Genomic DNA, 16,448 nt, shown 5'->3' with positions numbered 1-16,448 from the left:
GGATCGCGTGCGCGGCATCACAGGCTGTGGTTCATCGGACGATTGCACAGTGATGGCGCATAAATACATATGAATGACCTAATAAGGCGCAATATCTCAGTTCAAAACGCCAGAATATGAGAAAAATACAAAATAAAATTGGAACAAAGATTGCTAACATTAGTAACATCAGTTGAAGTTATTGTCGTTTTTATCAGGGAAAGAAAATGAAAATAGGTGTGATTGGAGCAGGCGCTGTTGGGGTTGGGATCTGTAACTACTTGCTGACCTTAGGCAGTGTGAGTGAATTGATTTTATTGGATCGCGATGTGGCGCGCGCGGAAGGGGAAGTGTTCGATTTTCGCCACACGGCGGCGCTGACGTTTTCTAAAAATACCCGCATTGTGCCCACGGACGATTATTTGGAGCTGATTGGTGCCGACATCGTGGTGATTACCGCTGGCGCGCAAATTCAGCAAGGCCAGTCACGGATGGATCTGGCTGAAATCAATAGCAAAATTGGTGTGGATATCGCGAAAAAAATTGAGCGTGTTGCCCCGAAAGCGGTATTGATTGTCGTGACCAATCCTTGTGACATTGTCACGCATAGCATCGTCGCCAACACCGGTTACAGCCCGGGCCGAGTGATCTCGGCAGGTTGCGTGGTTGATACCGCGCGTTTGATGACCATTGTCGCCCAGCGCGTCAATCTCGATCCGAAAAACGTGTTTGGTTACGTGCTGGGCGAACACGGTAGTCACTGTTTTACCCCGAAAAGTTTAATCAGCATCGCCGGACAAGCCGCCGACTATTACTGCGATGCCAACCATCTTGACCGGATTGACGCCGATGAGTTGTTGGAGTCTGTCAAACAGGCGGGTTATGAAATTTTCAAACGTAAAAACAACACCACACACGGTATCGCGGCCAGTGTGTTTCGTATTATTCAGGCGGTGACCATCAACGAACATTCTGTGCTGCCAGTGGGTACCTTGTTGCGAGGGGAATATGGCCTCAACGATGTGGTGCTGAGTTTGCCTGCGGTGGTCGGGCGAAATGGGGTGGAAAAAATCCTGATTCATCCATTTACCGATGCCGAAATGCAGACGCTGGTGTCGATTGCAGACAACTTGCGAGAAAACATGATAAACGTCGCCAAATCGACGGGATTGAGCTACTAATTTGATCGGGCGAGTATTTTTGCTCGCCCGTTGCGGTTTTTACGTGCCAGCGCTGCGAAGGCTGCTATGCTTACTCCATCCAAGGAATGGATAGAACAGCGAAGGAAACGCGTGAAATTACATACTCTTAAAGGCTACATTCAGAACATCTACCTCGCCGAATACCCCGATAAACTGCTGTTACTTGATGGTGCCAGTCGCGCCGACGTGCCGATGATTCAAGCTTTTATCGAAACGACGCTTGGGCGTCCACTGAGTGACCTCAAGGCCGTGGTCGTGACTCATATGCATCCGGATCACGCGGGCGGCGCGCACAAATTGCGCGAGTTGACGGGCTGCCACATCGTGTCGGCCAATAAGGCAACCCATTGGTATCAAGGTTGGGATGGTGTGTTGATGTACCTGACCGATTTGGCGCTTGCGCACTGGATGGCGAATCGCCTACGTAGCCCCAAGCGCCGCTTATGGTTTGCCCGTAAGCTACTGGCGGACGTTCGTGTGTCTGACGGTGACACCATCCCCGGGTTTGATGAGTGGCAGGTGTTAGAGACGCCAGGACACACTGACCGCGATTTGTCGGTGTATCACGCTGAACAGGGCATCCTGTATGTGGCCGATTTGATTGTCGAAGTGAAGAAGCGGTTGATTTCTCCCTTTCCTATCTTCTATCCGAATCAGTATCGCCGCTCGGTCAAACGTGTTTTGGATCTTGCCCCCAACACATTATTGCTCGCGCATGGTCAGGACATTCCGTTTGATGAAGCGGCGTATCAGCACCTGATTGATACTGCGCCGGTTCGCCCGGCGACCCATTGGCGTGTCGCCAAGCTCAAAGCGAAAAGTGTGCTCAAATCGGTGTGGTTATTTGGCTTTCTGGAGCGGAAAAATCAGCTTTGAGGTATCAAAGCCCGCCGCCTGCGCTTTTTTGAGGGCGGCTTGTAATTCATTGTCGGCAATGGTCGGTGTGCGTGACAGCAGCCATAGATAGTCGGTGTTGTAGCCGCTGACCAGCGCCAACGAGTAATCATCTTTCAAATCAAACACCACGTAACTGCCATAAAACGGGCCAAAGAACGACACTTTCAAATGTGCGATGTCCGGTGAGGCGACAAACTTGGCTTTGCCTTCGGCTTCCTGCCATTGTTGCGCATGGTCATTCCAGCCCCGATTGATGACCTTGACGCTGCCGTCGTCATTGCGTGAATAAGTGGCGCTGATCTGGTTTAAACCCCGCTCAAAACTGTGGTCGAGTCGCGCAATTTCATACCAGGTTCCTAAGTATCGATTGAGCTCAAAATGGCCGACCGGCGTCACTTTATCCGGCGTTCCGGTGCATCCCGCGAGCAACATCATCAGCACCACGAATAGATTAAATTTCAACAATTTCATAACACTATCCTTTTTATACACGTGAAAGGGCATACGGAAGATAACGCATAGACGATCATTATTCATCGCGTGATTGTCGCCAGCAGGAAAAGCGGATAGAATGGCAAACTTAGTTGATAATGAGAGCTTTTATCAATAACATATTCGCATTCTCACGCGGTAAATGATTACAATGATGAACCTTTTAAAACCTAGCCTAGTACTGCTTTCTGCAGCGACCATGCTTCCAGCTTATGCCAATACTCTGGACGATGCGAAAGCCATTCAGAACAAAACCAATGCAGCGTCTGCATCCAGCCAACGCGCAGTCGACAAAAGCTCGGCCGCCGCGATGGAACTGCAATCGGAAATCGAACAATTGAACGAAGAGGTGAAAAACCTCAGCGTTTACCGCGACCACTTGGCCTCATTGGTTGTAAGCCAAGACAGCGAAATCACCAGCCTTCAAGAGCAAATCGTCGAAATCAATCAAACTCGTCAAGGCATTGTGCCGTTGATGTACCAAATGATTGATGGGCTGCAAACCAATCTGAGCGAAGATAAACCCATTCGCCTGACGGCTCGTGAAGACCGCATCGAAAAACTCAAAGCACTGATGCCACGTGCAGATGTCAGCGATGCAGAAAAATACCGTCGTATTTTAGAAGCCTACCAAATTGAGATGGATTACGGTTCGAAGCTGGGCGTTTACCAAGACACCATTCAACTGGCTGAGAACGATGCGGTGAAAGCAGATATTCTTTACCTTGGCCGCGTGTCGCTGATTGCGCGTAACCTGAACGCCACACAGTACTGGTCTTGGGATCAAACACAGAAACAGTGGTCTGCGGTGAGCGGCAGTAATAAAGCCGATCTCGATACGGCTTACAACCTGGCGAATCAACAAATTGCACCCACCTTGTTGACGCTTCCTGTATCGCTAACTCAAGCGGAGGCAAAATAATGACCTTGAATAAACTTGTCTCTGTGATGGGGCTGAGCCTGATTCTGACCGCGCCAACATTCGCAGCGACAGACTTAGTGCAACAAGCGAGAACGGAAAACCGCACAGAGCAAACACACAACGTGAAACGCGAAGCGGATTTCAAGAAAACCGAACAAGCGTTGAAAGCCGAAAAAGCCGCGTTGATTGCCAAGCGTAATGCGTTGCAAGCAGAAGCCGACAAACTGTCAGCTCAATTCAGCAAAAATGAAAACAGCCTCGCGCGTTTGGAAGAAAAACTGCGCTTAGAAACGGGCAGTTTAGGCGAAATTTTTGGCGTTGTGCGCCAAAACGCCAAAGAGATCAAAGCTGAGCTAGAACACTCCGTCACTGGCGTGGATCGTCAACAATACGCGTCCGTCATTGATGACATTGTGGCGGCCAAATCACTGCCTTCGATGAAACAACTGGTCGGCTTGTGGCATGCGATGGATGAACAGATTGTCGCCAGTGGCGAAATCAGCACGCACGACATCAACTTCATTGATGGCGAAGGCCGCACGCACAGTGCGTCTGCAACACGAATTGGTGCGCTCGGTTTGGTGACAGACCAAGGTTACGTGAGTTGGAACAACGCGCGTAAAGATGCCATCGCTTATCACAAACAGCCTGACAACGGCCCAACGTCGTCTTCACTCACGGCGATCGCACAAGGTGACACCGCGCCTGTGGTTCTTGACCCATCGCGTGGCACGTTGCTTGAACAACTGGCACAAGCACCGACGCTAAAACAACGCCTCGAAGCGGGTGGTGTGATCGGCAAGATCATTCTGGTGCTACTGGCAGTGGGCCTAATCATTGGTGTGTATCGCGGTGTGGTTCTGGCGATCGCACGTCAGAAAATCAAAGCGCAACTGAAAACGCCAAATCAACCGGGCAACAACCCGCTGGGTCGCATTCTTTCGGTCTACAACAAAGAGCAAAACCGCAGCGTGGAAGCGCTGGAACTACGCTTGCTTGAAGCGGTCGTGGATGAGCAAACGGGGCTTGAAAAAGGGCTGTCGATGCTGAAACTGCTGGCTGCATTAGCACCTATGCTGGGTCTGCTCGGTACGGTGACCGGGATGATTGAGACCTTCCAAGTGATCACTCAGTTTGGTAACGGCGATCCAAAAGTGATGGCGGGCGGTATCTCGATGGCACTGGTCACCACGGTGCTTGGCCTTGTGGCGGCCATGCCACTGTTGCTGGCGCACAACATCCTCAGTACCCAAGCAGAAAATATCCGCAATATTCTGGAGAAACAGGGGATTGGTCTGGTCGCGGAAGAAGCGGAACGCGAATGTGGCGTGACGCCAGCTTCTAGCGTGGTTGGCAACGCAGCGTAAGGAATCAAGATGAACCAAGCAGACTGGTTGTTTTCACTGAAAAATCTGTTTTTGCCACTGTCAGAGTTTATGGCTCAGGGCGGAACAGTGCTTTGGTGGCTGGCTGCGGTCGTCGCTTTATGTTGGCTGTTGGTGGTGGAGCGCGTGATTTATCTCGCCTTCACGTTTCCTAAACAACGTAAGCAGTGGGTTGAACAGTGGCATGCGCGTCGCGATCATCAATCGTGGCACGCACATGCCATTCGTGAAGGTTGGATTGGTCAGGCGCATATCGCACTGACGCAAAACCTCAACGTCATCAAAGTACTGGTTGCCATTTGTCCGATGCTCGGACTGCTTGGCACCGTCACCGGGATGATCTCGGTGTTTGATGTGATGGCAACCCAAGGCAGCAGCAATCCAAAATTAATGGCGTCAGGCATCTCTCTTGCGACTCTGCCCACTATGGCAGGCATGGTCGCTGCGCTGGCCGGTATGTTCGTGCACGCGCGTTTGGCTAAAACCTGTCGCCTGTTTGAACTGAAATTAGAAAAATCGTTAAGGAGTCAGCGATGAGACTCGGTCGACGTCAGTCGAAACAAGAAGAGGCGCAAATCGACCTCACCTCAATGCTGGATATCGTATTCATCATGTTGATCTTCTTCATCGTGACCAGCTCGTTTGTGCGAGAGTCCGGTGTGGAAGTGAATCGTCCGTCTGCGGCCAATGTGGTGGCGCAGAAAGATGCGGGCATTTTCGTGGCCATTACCTCAGCCAACGACATTTATATTGATAAACGTCAGGTTGATGTGGAGCGCGTTCAAGCCACGTTGGAACATCTCTTACTGGAACAACCGGAAGCCTCTTTGGTGATTCAGGCGGATGAACATGCCTACAACGGCACGGTGGTTAAAGTGATGGATGCGGCGAAAGGCGCGGGCGTGAAGAGCATTGCCTTGGCTGCGGAGAAACGTTAATGGGGCGTCTATTGTTAGCCATGCCATTTGCCGCAAGCATCTCGATTGGGTTGTTTGCCTTTATGGCATGGATGGTCAACAACGACGGCATGCGAGCACCTAAGCAAGGCGAATCGCTGAGCTTTAACATGGTGATGGTGGAGCAAGAGCAGGATGTGCAGCGCCGCCAACGCAGCGTTCCGGAGCAACCGAAAGCCCCGGAACAGCCGCCAGAAACACCGGTATCACAGAAGCAGACAACGGCCAGCAACACCGTTTCACCAACCAGCGTACCGTCACTGGGTTTGGATACGGCGATCAATGGCATAGAAATCAGCGCGCCAACCTTTGGTGACTTTGGTGTGAACCAACAAGCGCTGCCACTCTATCGTGTTGAGCCAAGTTATCCGCCGCGTGCGTTGAAGCGGGGTGTTGAAGGCTATGTGGTGCTTAAATTTACCATTGACGAAACGGGTCGTCCGACCGACATCGAAGTGGTTGATGCCAATCCGCGTCGTATGTTTGAACGTGAGGCAATGCACGCGTTGAGAAACTGGAAATACCAACCCAAACTATTGGATGGCAGTGCCGTATCTCAGCCGGGTCAAACCGTAAAACTGGAGTTTAAATTAGCCAAATGATGAAACGATTAATCGTCTGTCTATTGCTGATGAGCTCGGCGTCACTTGCGACAGCGGCGGAACTGAGCCAATACGCGGCCAACAAAGCGATGCGCGCCAACCAACTTGCGCAAGATAACAAGTTAACGGAAGCCATCAACACGTTGAAAAATTCCGAGGTGACGCGTGCTTACGACAAAGCGTACTTTGCGCGAATGTTGGGTGTGTTTTATTGGCAAAACGAGCAACTGAAACCGGCGATTCAATCGTTGAATGATGCGGTTTCAAGTGGTCAACTGGTTGATGATCAAGGGTGGACGACGCGTCGCATGCTGGCCGATTTGCTGCTGATGAATCAGCAATACAAGCAAGCATTGCCGCACTACTATGAGCTGGTCAAGTCAGCACCGAAAGATCAAAAGGTGTATGAACTGTGGCTGCGCATTGGGCAAATTCATTATCAAGCGCAACAGTGGCAAAAATCACTCAATGCGATCGCACGTTATGAAGGCTTTAAACGCCCGGACGAAGTGACGCCACTGTCGGTCAAACTGGGTGCTCAGCTTCAATTGGAGAAGTGGAAAGATGCCATTCCAACCTTGAAGCGCCTCATTGCGCTGGAGCCGGAGAAAGGCAACTGGTGGCTGCAACTGGTCAGTTTAGAACTCCGTACCGGTCAGAAGAAAGATGCTCTTAGCAGCTTGGGTCTGGCTAAATTGCAAGGTGTGGCGTTAAGTCAGCACGACCTGCGTTTGTTAGCGCAACTTTATGCGCAAAATGGTGTGCCTGAGCGCGCTGCACGTGTGATTGAGTTACTCGATGAGGCGGACTCAGACATTCAACTGATCACCGAGCGTGCCTTCTACTGGCAACGCGCCAAAGAGTGGGATCGCGCGATTGAAACTTGGACGTTGGCTGCCAAATTTGATCGTCGCTACCACTGGAACGTCGCCCAATTGCTCAATCAAAAAGGCGAGTACCGCTCTGCGTTGAGCGAACTCGACCACGTGAAAGAAAAAGATCGTCAGCCGCAAGTGGCTTTGGCACGAGCGCGGGCGCTGTACAAGCTTAACCATTTGGAAGAGGCGCTGATTCAAGCGAAGCGTTCAAACAATCTTGACCCGTCAGATGAAGCGAAAGGCTGGATCAAATACCTCACGCAGTTGCGTCAAATTCAGACGCGCCAAACGTCGTAATACATCGCAACGCCATCTCGAAAAGACCTCCTTGTGAGGTCTTTTTTCGTTCTGAACACCTGTCGGGTATCGGCGTCGTTGAATGCTTGTTGGCCAATCAAGCGCTGGGCTAGGGCGAATCATGAAATCATAGCAACTTGCAAATGATATTGATTTGCAAACAAGAATAGTTCTTTGTATGCTTTACCCCATCATCGAGTTTCAGGATCATCCTTCGTCATGAATAAGGTCAGCACGCAGAGCCAAGCCGCCTTTGAATCGTTGTTTCACTATGCGCAACAACTTACGCCTTACCTGGATGGTCGTGTGGGTGTTGCCCAAGCGGGGGAAGAGGCGATTGCGCTTGAACGTCACAATGGCGACACGTTTGCCGCGATTTATGACGAGATCAAAGCCGCGTCTCCTGAAGCGGGGCAAGCTTACTGGCTCACTCGCACCTGGGGGCTGTTGTGCTGGCAACCGGTGTACCTGTCATTTCTCTCCGTTTACACACAAAAAGCGTTGCCGGATTTTACTCGCATGACGCAATATCGCCGTCCGCTGTTTGTGGCTGGATTCAGTTTTGAACCGCATGAATGGCAGCATGGCAATCGCACGCAGTTGATCCATCGCGTGGCCCATCAATTGACGACGCTGTTTGAGCAATATCGCGCTGAGATGAACGAGTTCGTGCGGATTCGTCCGGGGTTTACGCAGCATCTGTTGGCTGACATGCTATTGAGTTGTCTAGTGAAATTGCAGCAGCTTCGGCCGCACTATTCCAACGCGCAAATTCTGACGCAAGCGCGCGTGTGGTTAGCGGCGTTTGATCTGCCAGACAAACACCTATCCAGCTTGAAATTGGATCAAAAATCCCAACAACTTACCTTGGTGCGCAGCAGTTGCTGCCTCGTCTACAAATGCAGCGGCCGCAAGGTGTGTCCGGATTGCCCCCGTGCAGCGGTCAATAAACAAGCGCAAGCGCTCGAGCTGACGCTTGTTCATTAAGTTACATATGCAATCCCTATTCGATTAATAACTAAAACCCATTTGGCGCTCGGCGTGCATAGGCTTATCCTGATCACAGATTAATGATAAGAGGAGCATGCAGATGGCAGAGACAACAGCACTGGTAGTAGAAGGCGGAGCAATGCGCGGCATATTTGCCAGCGGCGTGTTAGATTCCTTCATGGATTTTAACTACCGACCCTATGATTTCGTGATGGGTGTGTCTGCTGGGGCATCGAATCTTGTGGGTTACCTTTCCAATCAGCCACTGCGCAGTTATCAAGTCATCACCAAACTCGCGACCAGTAAAGAGTTTTACAACCCAGGTCGATTTCTTCGTGGTGGTAGCTTGGTGGACGTTCGCTGGTTAATTGATGAAGCCAACCGCATCTACCCTGTGGATGAAGAACGCTTGTTCTCATCGATTCCTTTCTATGCGGCGGCCACCAATGTCGACACGGGTAAAGCCGATTACTATCGCGTGACGCAAGACAACTTTGCCACCGCAATCGAAGCCACGTCGGCGCTGCCCCTAGTGTACAAACCCACGCCATGTTTTTCGGGTGGCTGTTACACCGATGGCGGCATTGCCGATTCAATTCCAGTGAAAGAAGCGTATCGCCGCGGCGCTCGTGACATCACCGTGATCTTATCGCATCCGCTGAGCTATCACATGGCGAAACCGAAAAGTGAATGGATGATGAAACGTCTGTTTTCAAAGCATCCTCATGTAGCGAACTCAATCATTCACCGCTTTGAGAAATACAACGGTTCGTTGGAATTCATTCACAATCCACCGAAAGATGCGACGATCCACGTGATCGCACCGCCAGAAAACTTTGCCGTCAAGCGCTTAACCATGAAGAAACCGCTGCTTGATGTCGGTTACGACATGGGGGTGAAAGCGGGCAGAGCGTACATTCAGTCCCAAGGAGCCTTATGATGAATTTTATAGAGAAAATGGTCGTTTTCGTGTGTGAGATCGAGACGTATCAAGATGTGTTGGCTGGCCTTGCTAATACGCACGAAGAAGAAGTTTGAAGCGGCTCGCGACTTGTCACACAGGGCCATGGCGTTGGGGATGATAAAGCATGATAACTCTCGCATCGTCACACTCACGCTTTTGGCCTCATTCGATAACCTTTCCACAATAGAGCACATCCTTGACTCATCTGGACGTGCTCATGCAACTCAAACTCACTCTTATTGCTGCGGCGTTATTGACGGCGCAGCACGCGCCAGCCATTGCGAATCCACTGGCTTTTGTTCCTGTCGCCCAAGCAAATGAATACCACGATGGCATCAATATTTATGAATATTGGCAGAGTGAAAAACTCGATGGTATTCGTGCCATTTGGAATGGCAAACAGCTGTTGACCCGCAATGGTAATCGAATCTACGCGCCACATTGGTTTACCGACCCGCTACCGGATTATCCATTGGAAGGAGAGTTGTGGGCTGGACGAGGCCATTTCCCACTTGTGCAGCAGACGGTGCTCGATCACACTCCATCCGATGCGGCGTGGCGCAAGATTGATTTCATGCTGTTTGATATGCCGGAAGCTGCCGGCGATTACACCAAGCGTTATTACAACCTCAAATATTTAGTGGAACAGGCCGCCGCATCGCACATTAAATACATCGAGCACTCACCGGTGCTTTCTGAAGCGGAACTGTTGAACTATTTAGACACGTTAACCAACCAAAATGGCGAAGGTGTCATGTTACGCAAAGTAACAGCGAATTATCAGGCAGGGCGCAGCAACGATCTGTTAAAGCTGAAAAAATATCAGGATGCTGAAGCGCGGGTCATGGGCTATAAATTTGGCAACGGCAAATACAAAGGCATGATGGGGTCGTTGCTGGTCCGCACTGACGAAGGCACCGAGTTTTACGTAGGAACCGGTTTTACTGACGAGCAACGTCAGAATCCACCTGAAATTGGCAGCCTCATCACTTACCGCTATAACGGCTTAACGGCCGAAGGTAAACCGCGCTTCGCCCGCTTTGTTCGCTTTCGAGCCGTGTACTAAGACCATGTCATCATTCATATCGTGAACTCACCTGATGGTGTTAACGACCCACCGTGACGGAGCAGCGCTTAAACAGAGCTTGCCAGTATTGCATGTGATGTTGGATCGCTTGGCGAAATGCTTGATGGCTCTGCACAATGGCAAAGGCGTAGTCGCTCAACGGTGTCGGTTCAAACGGCGTCATATTGGGTGCTAATGTGATGTAGATGCTGTCAATCTTAGCGAGGTAAGGTTGCAGCTTCTCCACATAAATAGATTGAAATACATTGCGTAGATAATTGAGTTTGGTTGGGTTACGGTTGGCACCACAAACAATGGCGGCATCGTGTTGAGTTAATTGCTGGGTGGCCGCACTCAGCCAGCGCGCCGAATTGTCGAGCGAGAATTTCAATTGACCGAGCAAGGGTTGCTTCTCCAACGCTTCTTGATAAGGCGTGACAACTGGCAATGCCACCGCCAGTTGTTGCTGCGCAATGGCCGCATGGATGGCGGAGAATGTGGTTAACGCCTCATTAATCTGTGCCGTATCCCAATGACCTTCGAGCCATTCATGGCTGGTGAGCTGCTGACGCATGGCTGTGCTGGTGTACAACAAGTTGTGCCACTGCGCCGGTAATTGGTCGATTTTCTCAGCTTCAATGTCACTTAATTGTTGGCGCAATTTCGGCGAAAGGTCGTTGTCGGTGATGCAGCGTGTGAGGCCGTGCAACAGTGCCAATTCATAATCAAAACGGCGAAATTCATCTTGAACTTTCCCCAGAACGGAATTGCGTTCTGCGATCAGCGAAAACAACGCACATTTGCGCAGTTCATAGCTGTCTAGTAAGCCAAGGGTGAGCGGGTCGATGGTGATGAGAAGATTGCGTTTATCCGGTAAGGTTTGATTTTGCGTGTCAGGAAAGGGAATGGCTGCGGCGTCCTGAACATTGGCAATGCGTTGAATGTAGTCGGCAAAATCACGCTCAATCGCAGGCCGCGCCAAGTCGCAACCTGTCATCCACAGCGCCATCAATCCAATCATCCAATAACGCACGCAACCTCCTTATGCTTCATTCCGTATACAAAAAGGCCAGCGTTATGCTGGCCTTCAAACTCGTGGGTTTAGCGGGACGCAAAATGCATTTGCATGTCGTCGTCTTGTTTCTGCACCCAGTACAGACGCAGGCCGAGCATCAATGCCGCCGAACTTAAGCCGATGATGAAACCAATCCAGAAGCCTTGAGCGCCCATCGGTTCCACAATCAGATCCGTCATCCCCAAGATGTAACCGGATGGAAGGCCAAGAATCCAATACGCGATGAACGTACGGTTGAAAATCGCCGCCATGTCTTTGTAGCCGCGTAGGGCGCCTGCGGCGATCACCTGAATGGCATCAACCACTTGGTAGATAGCTGCAAACATCAACAATGTCATCGCTAGGCTCACAACCGCTGGGTTCTCGGTGTACAACAGTGATACGTGTTCACGGAACAAAACGGTCAATGTGGCGGTGATAACTGCAGTGCCAACCCCCACCATCAAACCGACGTTGGAGGAAATCGCTGCACCACGGAAATCTTTTTCACCCAGCGTATGGCCGACCCGGATCGAAACCGCCGCACCAATACTCATCGGTAACATGAACACCAACGATGAGAAGTTGAGTGCCACTTGGTGCGCTGCCACTACGAGGGAGCCTAATGGCGCCACCATCAGTGCAACCACAGCAAAGAGGGTCACTTCAAAGAACAGCGCCGCTGCGACCGGGAAGCCCAGACGGAACAGACGAATCTGCGCTTTCAGTTGGGGTTTGTGGAACGAATCAAACAGCTTAATGTGCGCCAAACGGTTGGATGTGATGACGTAAAACAGCAGCATGAAGAACATCAGCCAGTAAACGATCATCGTGGCCACGCCACACCCAATGCCGCCCAGTGCTGGCGCGCCAAATTTGCCGTAAACAAAAATCCAGTTGAGAGGAATGTTAAACAACAGACCAACAAAACCAATCACCATGGCTGGCTTGGTGAGAGACATGCCGTCGGTAAAGCTACGCAGCGTTTGGAACAATAAAAAGGCTGGTACCGCAAACACCATCGCGTGCATGTAACCGATAGATTTTTCCTGCATCATCGGTTCGACCTTCATCATGCCCAAAATGGCTTCGGTTTGCAGTAGCACGATGATGATCGGCACGGAAATCACCAGGGCTAAAACGCCGCCTTGATGAATTTCAAACGGAATTTTGTGCTGACGTCCGGAGCCGTTGAGTTGTGCCACCACAGGAACCAGCGCCATAAGCAACCCAATGCCAAACAGAATGGAAGGCAACCAAATACTGGCCGCGATGGACACCGCCGCCATGTCGATAGCGCTTACGCCACCGGCCATAATGGTGTCAACAAAGCCCATTCCCGTCTGTGCGACAGATGCGATGAGAACTGGCGTCGCCAATTTAATTAAATTAGACGCCTCGATTTTATATTGATTACGGTGCACGAATTTCTCCGGAAGGAACGACTGCTAGAGCGCATCAAAAGCAAATTTTGATGCTGGAGTGAATGATAAAGAAATGTCACACTAAGCACCACGAAAAACTGTCGGAATCACAAAATGTTTACAGGTATTGTGCAAGGCACAGCAAAAGTTGTGACCATCGAAAAGAAAGAAAAATTCCAAACTCATGTGCTCGATTTACCGGCGGGACTGGGACAAGGCTTGGCGATTGGTGCGTCTGTCGCGCATAACGGTTGTTGTCTGACGGTGACGAAAATCGAAGGCACGGAAGTTTCGTTCGATTTGATGCAGGAAACCTTACGCCTCACTAACCTGGGTGAACTCGCCCCGGGAGCTTGGGTGAACATCGAGCGTGCTGCGAAATTTGGCGATGAAATTGGCGGTCACAACATGTCTGGGCACATCAGTGCAGTGGCGACGATCACCGAGGTGATCGATACACCCAATAATCGAACCATTTGGTTTGAACTGCCAGCCCAACACATGAAGTACATATTGGCGAAAGGGTACATTGGACTCGACGGGTGCTCACTCACCATCGGTGAAGTCAAAGCGAACCGCTTTAATGTTCACTTGATCCCAGAAACTATGCAGCGCACGTTGTTTGGGCACAAGCAGGCTGGCGATCACGTCAACGTTGAGTTTGATCCCCAAACGCAAGCGATCGTCGATACGGTCGAACGCGTTCTCGCTGCCAAGCAGATGTAAAAAAGAGCGCCTAGGCGCTCTTTTTTGTCTCAGAAAATCTGTTCATCATCCGCATCGATATACAGCTCAATGGTGTCTTGTTGTTCATCCACCATCATGTTGAGGTGAATGGCATGACAACACGCGGGGCAGTCGTCATAAAATTCTTGGCTGCCATTTGAAGAGTCCAGGGTAATGCGGATGGAATGGCCACAATGCGGGCATTGAACCGTTTTTTCAGTGAATTCTCTCATCTCACTTTCCTTACATCTACGGGAGATGAGTTAATAGTAAGCTGCGAAGTTAGTTAAAGAGAGAAATTAAGTACAAACTTTGAGGCAAGGCATAAAACCGATAAAGAACACCCGTTAGCGCATTCTTTATCGTCACAAAGTGTATCCGTGATGAGTGACTAACTGTTTAAAAAGTAAGAATTTTCTTAACCAGCTTGTCCGCCTCGGCAAGGTAATGACCACCAAAGTGGTTGTAGTGATTCAAGATGTGGTACAGGTTATAAATGTCTTTGCGTTCACCGTAATTAAAATCAAGCGGCAACACGCTTTCATACCCTTGGTAGAAATCAGGTTGGAACCCGCCAAACAGTTCCGTCATGGCGATGTCGCACTCGCGGTCGCCCCAATAACACGCTGGATCGTAGCAGATCGGGCCAAATGCAGAGTTTGCCACGTTGCCATGCCATAAGTCGCCATGCAGTAACGATGGACGAGGCGAGTGGTTGGCCAAGCGTTGTTTAACCAGTTCAACAAACTCATTGATATTGACCAGTTCAATGCCTTTTTCTTTCAGCAATTGCAGTTGCCAGCCAACGCGCTGTTCGGCAAAAAAGAGGCTCCATTTCTTCGCCCATTGATTGGGCTGCACAATGTTGCCAATGAAATTATCGACATCAAAGCCGTACTCTTTTTGATCGCCCCATTGATGAAGCTGCGCCAGTTGAACGCCAAACTTAAAACTGTTCGTCGCATCGTCCAGTGGTTTGGTGGGCAGGTAATTGAGGATGATAAACGCATGGCTTTTGCTGGTGCCAACCAACACCAACTCCGGCACGGAAACGGTTGAGCTTTCCCGCAAAACGCGTAGGTTTTCCGCTTCTAACTCGTATTGGGGCAAATGTTCACGTTGGTTGAGTTTGACAAAATAACGCTCACGGCCATCGGAGATCATGTAGCACTCATGCAGGTCTCCGCCGTTGATCTTGTCTTTTTCAGTGATGTCGAATTGGAACATCAAAGTGTCTGAGAGCTGTTGCGCGATCGCTTGCCACATAGTTTTGCTCCGTCCCGGTACGTCGTTGTTGTAAGACAGTTTAGGCGATCATTGACTATATTTCAGACAACGAATGCACATAATTTCATTCACTTACTGACTCCGTCCTATAAATGCATATAAATGTGACTGTTATCAAAAAACCGATAACCCATCATCGTAAGTTATCTCGGTTCACTCATGATCCAGTGCAATAATGTCGCCTTGTAATGCAATATTTAGCCAATCAACATACGACGTCGATTCATCATTTCAGCAAAATGTGTTCGTCTCTTGATATTGGGCAAGAATATGAGGGATTACCTCAGTGAGAAACTGTGAAAAAAAGGACACATGGCTTAGTATTACACAAGGTAACGTCGTGTTTGGCATTAAGCGGTATAGCGGAGAAGAAAAGTGGTTGTAGAAACCGATGGTTATTTAGCGCTGATTGAACACCTGGCAATGAACATGGATATCTTTACACGTGAAGGTGACACTGGCGAAGAAAGTGTCGAAGACGTGGCTACGGATATGGTTGCCAGTAACATCATGGCTATTTTTGAACAAAACCCGGAACTCCATTCCAGCGTACGTTTTCAATTGCTGAAAGAAGCGGACTCCGTCGTCGACGATCTCGGCGAAGTGTTAGCGGGCGTGTGGGGTAAACCGGCAACCAACGAACAAATCATCTTCCTTGATGAGTATATTGCGTTGGTGAAAAACCTGTTTGATACAGCAGTCAGCCAATACGATTAATGGATCTCAGGCGGAGTCTCTATCCGCCTGAACTGCCAAAACTTGGAAGCCCAATACGGGTTATCTAACCTCGAAATCATCACACCTTGCGATGTTGAGGCATGCATAAATAGTTTGTTGCCCAGATAAACGCCCACATGCTGCGTGCTACGCGATGTCTTAAAGAACACCAAATCCCCATATTTTGCCTGATTGTATGCCACGGCATTGCCAACTTGGCTTTGTGACGTCGTGGTGCGCGGTAGGGGCTGTTGCCACGCGTCGCGATACGCGATCTGCACGAATGCCGAACAATCGACGCCGCGTTTGGTGTTGCCACCAAATTGATAAGGGACGCCTTGCCATTGGTTGTAAATATCAAAAAACGCAATCTCTTTGCGCGCTTCGAGTGAATCGTCTGACATGGCATTGGCCGGCGACAATGGTGCCGCAAGGCTTTCCGATGCATGGTGGCCGGGGGGAACGGATGAACATCCCGCAAGTGCGAGGCATACCACCAGAAAGGGAATACGTTTTCTCATCATCTGTCACTTAAATGAAATTTGAATGAAATATTTCTGACACATTCGATTCCTACCATGGCGACGGATCTTTAAAAGTGGAATCGGAC

The 16,448-nt window shown here is 50.0% G+C and carries 19 protein-coding genes; 13 read left to right on the top strand and 6 right to left on the bottom strand.

The window, feature by feature from the left end; genetic code table 11:
- The first annotated feature begins 206 nt into the window (after positions 1–206).
- Complete coding sequence (locus ACS18Q_RS07510) at positions 207–1,160, top strand: lactate/malate family dehydrogenase (protein WP_004725841.1); 954 nt, start codon at positions 207–209, stop codon at positions 1,158–1,160.
- A gap of 111 nt (positions 1,161–1,271) precedes the next feature.
- Complete coding sequence (locus tag ACS18Q_RS07505) at positions 1,272–2,057, top strand: MBL fold metallo-hydrolase (RefSeq protein ID WP_172562235.1); 786 nt, start codon at positions 1,272–1,274, stop codon at positions 2,055–2,057.
- On the opposite strand, the gene ACS18Q_RS07500 is transcribed toward ACS18Q_RS07505, so the two are convergent.
- On the bottom strand, positions 2,022–2,549 hold the full coding sequence (locus tag ACS18Q_RS07500) for a lipocalin family protein (RefSeq protein ID WP_004725845.1): 528 nt from the start codon (positions 2,547–2,549) through the stop codon (positions 2,022–2,024). The two genes, ACS18Q_RS07505 and ACS18Q_RS07500, sit on opposite strands and share 36 nt — an antisense overlap.
- Positions 2,550–2,724: 175 nt before the next feature.
- Here ACS18Q_RS07500 and ACS18Q_RS07495 point away from each other — a divergent pair, with 175 nt between their 5' ends.
- The 9 genes from ACS18Q_RS07495 to ACS18Q_RS07455 all read left to right on the top strand — a co-directional run bounded on the left by ACS18Q_RS07495 (position 2,725) and on the right by ACS18Q_RS07455 (position 10,630).
- Complete coding sequence (locus ACS18Q_RS07495; RefSeq protein WP_172475423.1) at positions 2,725–3,492, top strand: DUF3450 domain-containing protein; 768 nt, start codon at positions 2,725–2,727, stop codon at positions 3,490–3,492.
- Entirely contained in the window at positions 3,492–4,859 is a 1,368-nt protein-coding gene (locus tag ACS18Q_RS07490; RefSeq protein WP_158107386.1) for a MotA/TolQ/ExbB proton channel family protein, read from the top strand. Before ACS18Q_RS07495 ends, ACS18Q_RS07490 begins: the two co-directional genes overlap by 1 nt.
- A 9-nt stretch (positions 4,860–4,868) precedes the next feature.
- Positions 4,869–5,414: a MotA/TolQ/ExbB proton channel family protein gene (locus ACS18Q_RS07485; protein ID WP_004725850.1), complete on the top strand. Its 546-nt coding sequence runs from the start codon at positions 4,869–4,871 to the stop codon at positions 5,412–5,414.
- The gene (locus tag ACS18Q_RS07480) at positions 5,411–5,815 is read left to right on the top strand and encodes an ExbD/TolR family protein (protein ID WP_004725853.1); all 405 of its coding nucleotides are present in this window, start codon (positions 5,411–5,413) and stop codon (positions 5,813–5,815) included. Before ACS18Q_RS07485 ends, ACS18Q_RS07480 begins: the two co-directional genes overlap by 4 nt.
- Positions 5,815–6,435, top strand: coding sequence for an energy transducer TonB (locus tag ACS18Q_RS07475; RefSeq protein ID WP_004725855.1), 621 nt, complete (start codon positions 5,815–5,817; stop codon positions 6,433–6,435). The genes ACS18Q_RS07480 and ACS18Q_RS07475 overlap by 1 nt, the downstream gene beginning before the upstream one ends.
- Positions 6,435–7,610, top strand: a complete 1,176-nt coding sequence (locus ACS18Q_RS07470; RefSeq protein WP_172562377.1) for a tetratricopeptide repeat protein — start codon at positions 6,435–6,437, stop codon at positions 7,608–7,610. The genes ACS18Q_RS07475 and ACS18Q_RS07470 overlap by 1 nt, the downstream gene beginning before the upstream one ends.
- 219 nt (positions 7,611–7,829) lie before the next feature.
- Positions 7,830–8,597 carry a siderophore ferric iron reductase gene (locus tag ACS18Q_RS07465; protein WP_050780255.1) on the top strand — a complete coding sequence of 256 codons (768 nt, stop codon included), beginning with the start codon at positions 7,830–7,832 and terminating at the stop codon, positions 8,595–8,597.
- A gap of 103 nt (positions 8,598–8,700) precedes the next feature.
- On the top strand, positions 8,701–9,540 hold the full coding sequence (locus tag ACS18Q_RS07460; RefSeq protein WP_014205057.1) for a patatin-like phospholipase family protein: 840 nt from the start codon (positions 8,701–8,703) through the stop codon (positions 9,538–9,540).
- 241 nt (positions 9,541–9,781) lie between these two features.
- On the top strand, positions 9,782–10,630 hold the full coding sequence (locus ACS18Q_RS07455) for a DNA ligase (protein WP_158165303.1): 849 nt from the start codon (positions 9,782–9,784) through the stop codon (positions 10,628–10,630).
- A gap of 40 nt (positions 10,631–10,670) precedes the next feature.
- On the opposite strand, the gene ACS18Q_RS07450 is transcribed toward ACS18Q_RS07455, so the two are convergent.
- Together ACS18Q_RS07450 and ACS18Q_RS07445 are read right to left on the bottom strand one after the other, a co-directional pair.
- The gene (locus ACS18Q_RS07450; RefSeq protein ID WP_441256867.1) at positions 10,671–11,663 is read right to left on the bottom strand and encodes a DUF3080 domain-containing protein; all 993 of its coding nucleotides are present in this window, start codon (positions 11,661–11,663) and stop codon (positions 10,671–10,673) included.
- Between the two features lie 68 nt (positions 11,664–11,731).
- Positions 11,732–13,108, bottom strand: a complete 1,377-nt coding sequence (locus tag ACS18Q_RS07445) for an MATE family efflux transporter (RefSeq protein ID WP_441256866.1) — start codon at positions 13,106–13,108, stop codon at positions 11,732–11,734.
- A 114-nt stretch (positions 13,109–13,222) separates the two neighbouring features.
- On the opposite strand from ACS18Q_RS07445, the gene ACS18Q_RS07440 reads away from it, so the two are divergent.
- Positions 13,223–13,834, top strand: a complete 612-nt coding sequence (locus tag ACS18Q_RS07440) for a riboflavin synthase subunit alpha (protein WP_154181174.1) — start codon at positions 13,223–13,225, stop codon at positions 13,832–13,834.
- A gap of 29 nt (positions 13,835–13,863) precedes the next feature.
- Here ACS18Q_RS07440 and ACS18Q_RS07435 read toward each other — a convergent pair whose 3' ends face one another.
- Positions 13,864–14,067 (bottom strand): CPXCG motif-containing cysteine-rich protein, encoded by a 204-nt coding sequence (locus tag ACS18Q_RS07435; RefSeq protein ID WP_232658788.1) that lies wholly within the window; start codon positions 14,065–14,067, stop codon positions 13,864–13,866.
- 166 nt (positions 14,068–14,233) lie between these two features.
- Positions 14,234–15,100 carry a fructosamine kinase family protein gene (locus tag ACS18Q_RS07430; protein ID WP_004725873.1) on the bottom strand — a complete coding sequence of 289 codons (867 nt, stop codon included), beginning with the start codon at positions 15,098–15,100 and terminating at the stop codon, positions 14,234–14,236.
- A gap of 396 nt (positions 15,101–15,496) precedes the next feature.
- On the opposite strand from ACS18Q_RS07430, the gene ACS18Q_RS07425 reads away from it, so the two are divergent.
- Positions 15,497–15,838 (top strand): DUF3802 family protein, encoded by a 342-nt coding sequence (locus ACS18Q_RS07425; RefSeq protein ID WP_004725876.1) that lies wholly within the window; start codon positions 15,497–15,499, stop codon positions 15,836–15,838.
- On the opposite strand, the gene ACS18Q_RS07420 is transcribed toward ACS18Q_RS07425, so the two are convergent.
- Entirely contained in the window at positions 15,835–16,362 is a 528-nt protein-coding gene (locus ACS18Q_RS07420) for an NlpC/P60 family protein (protein WP_394624562.1), read from the bottom strand. The genes ACS18Q_RS07425 and ACS18Q_RS07420 overlap by 4 nt on opposite strands.
- Between the last annotated feature and the right edge of the window lie 86 nt (positions 16,363–16,448).

Source organism: Vibrio sp. Vf1514 (assembly GCF_052076135.1).
GTDB lineage: Bacteria > Pseudomonadota > Gammaproteobacteria > Enterobacterales > Vibrionaceae > Vibrio > Vibrio furnissii.
Note: the sequence above shows the minus strand (reverse complement) of the source record. Positions and strands in the feature narration are given on the sequence as shown.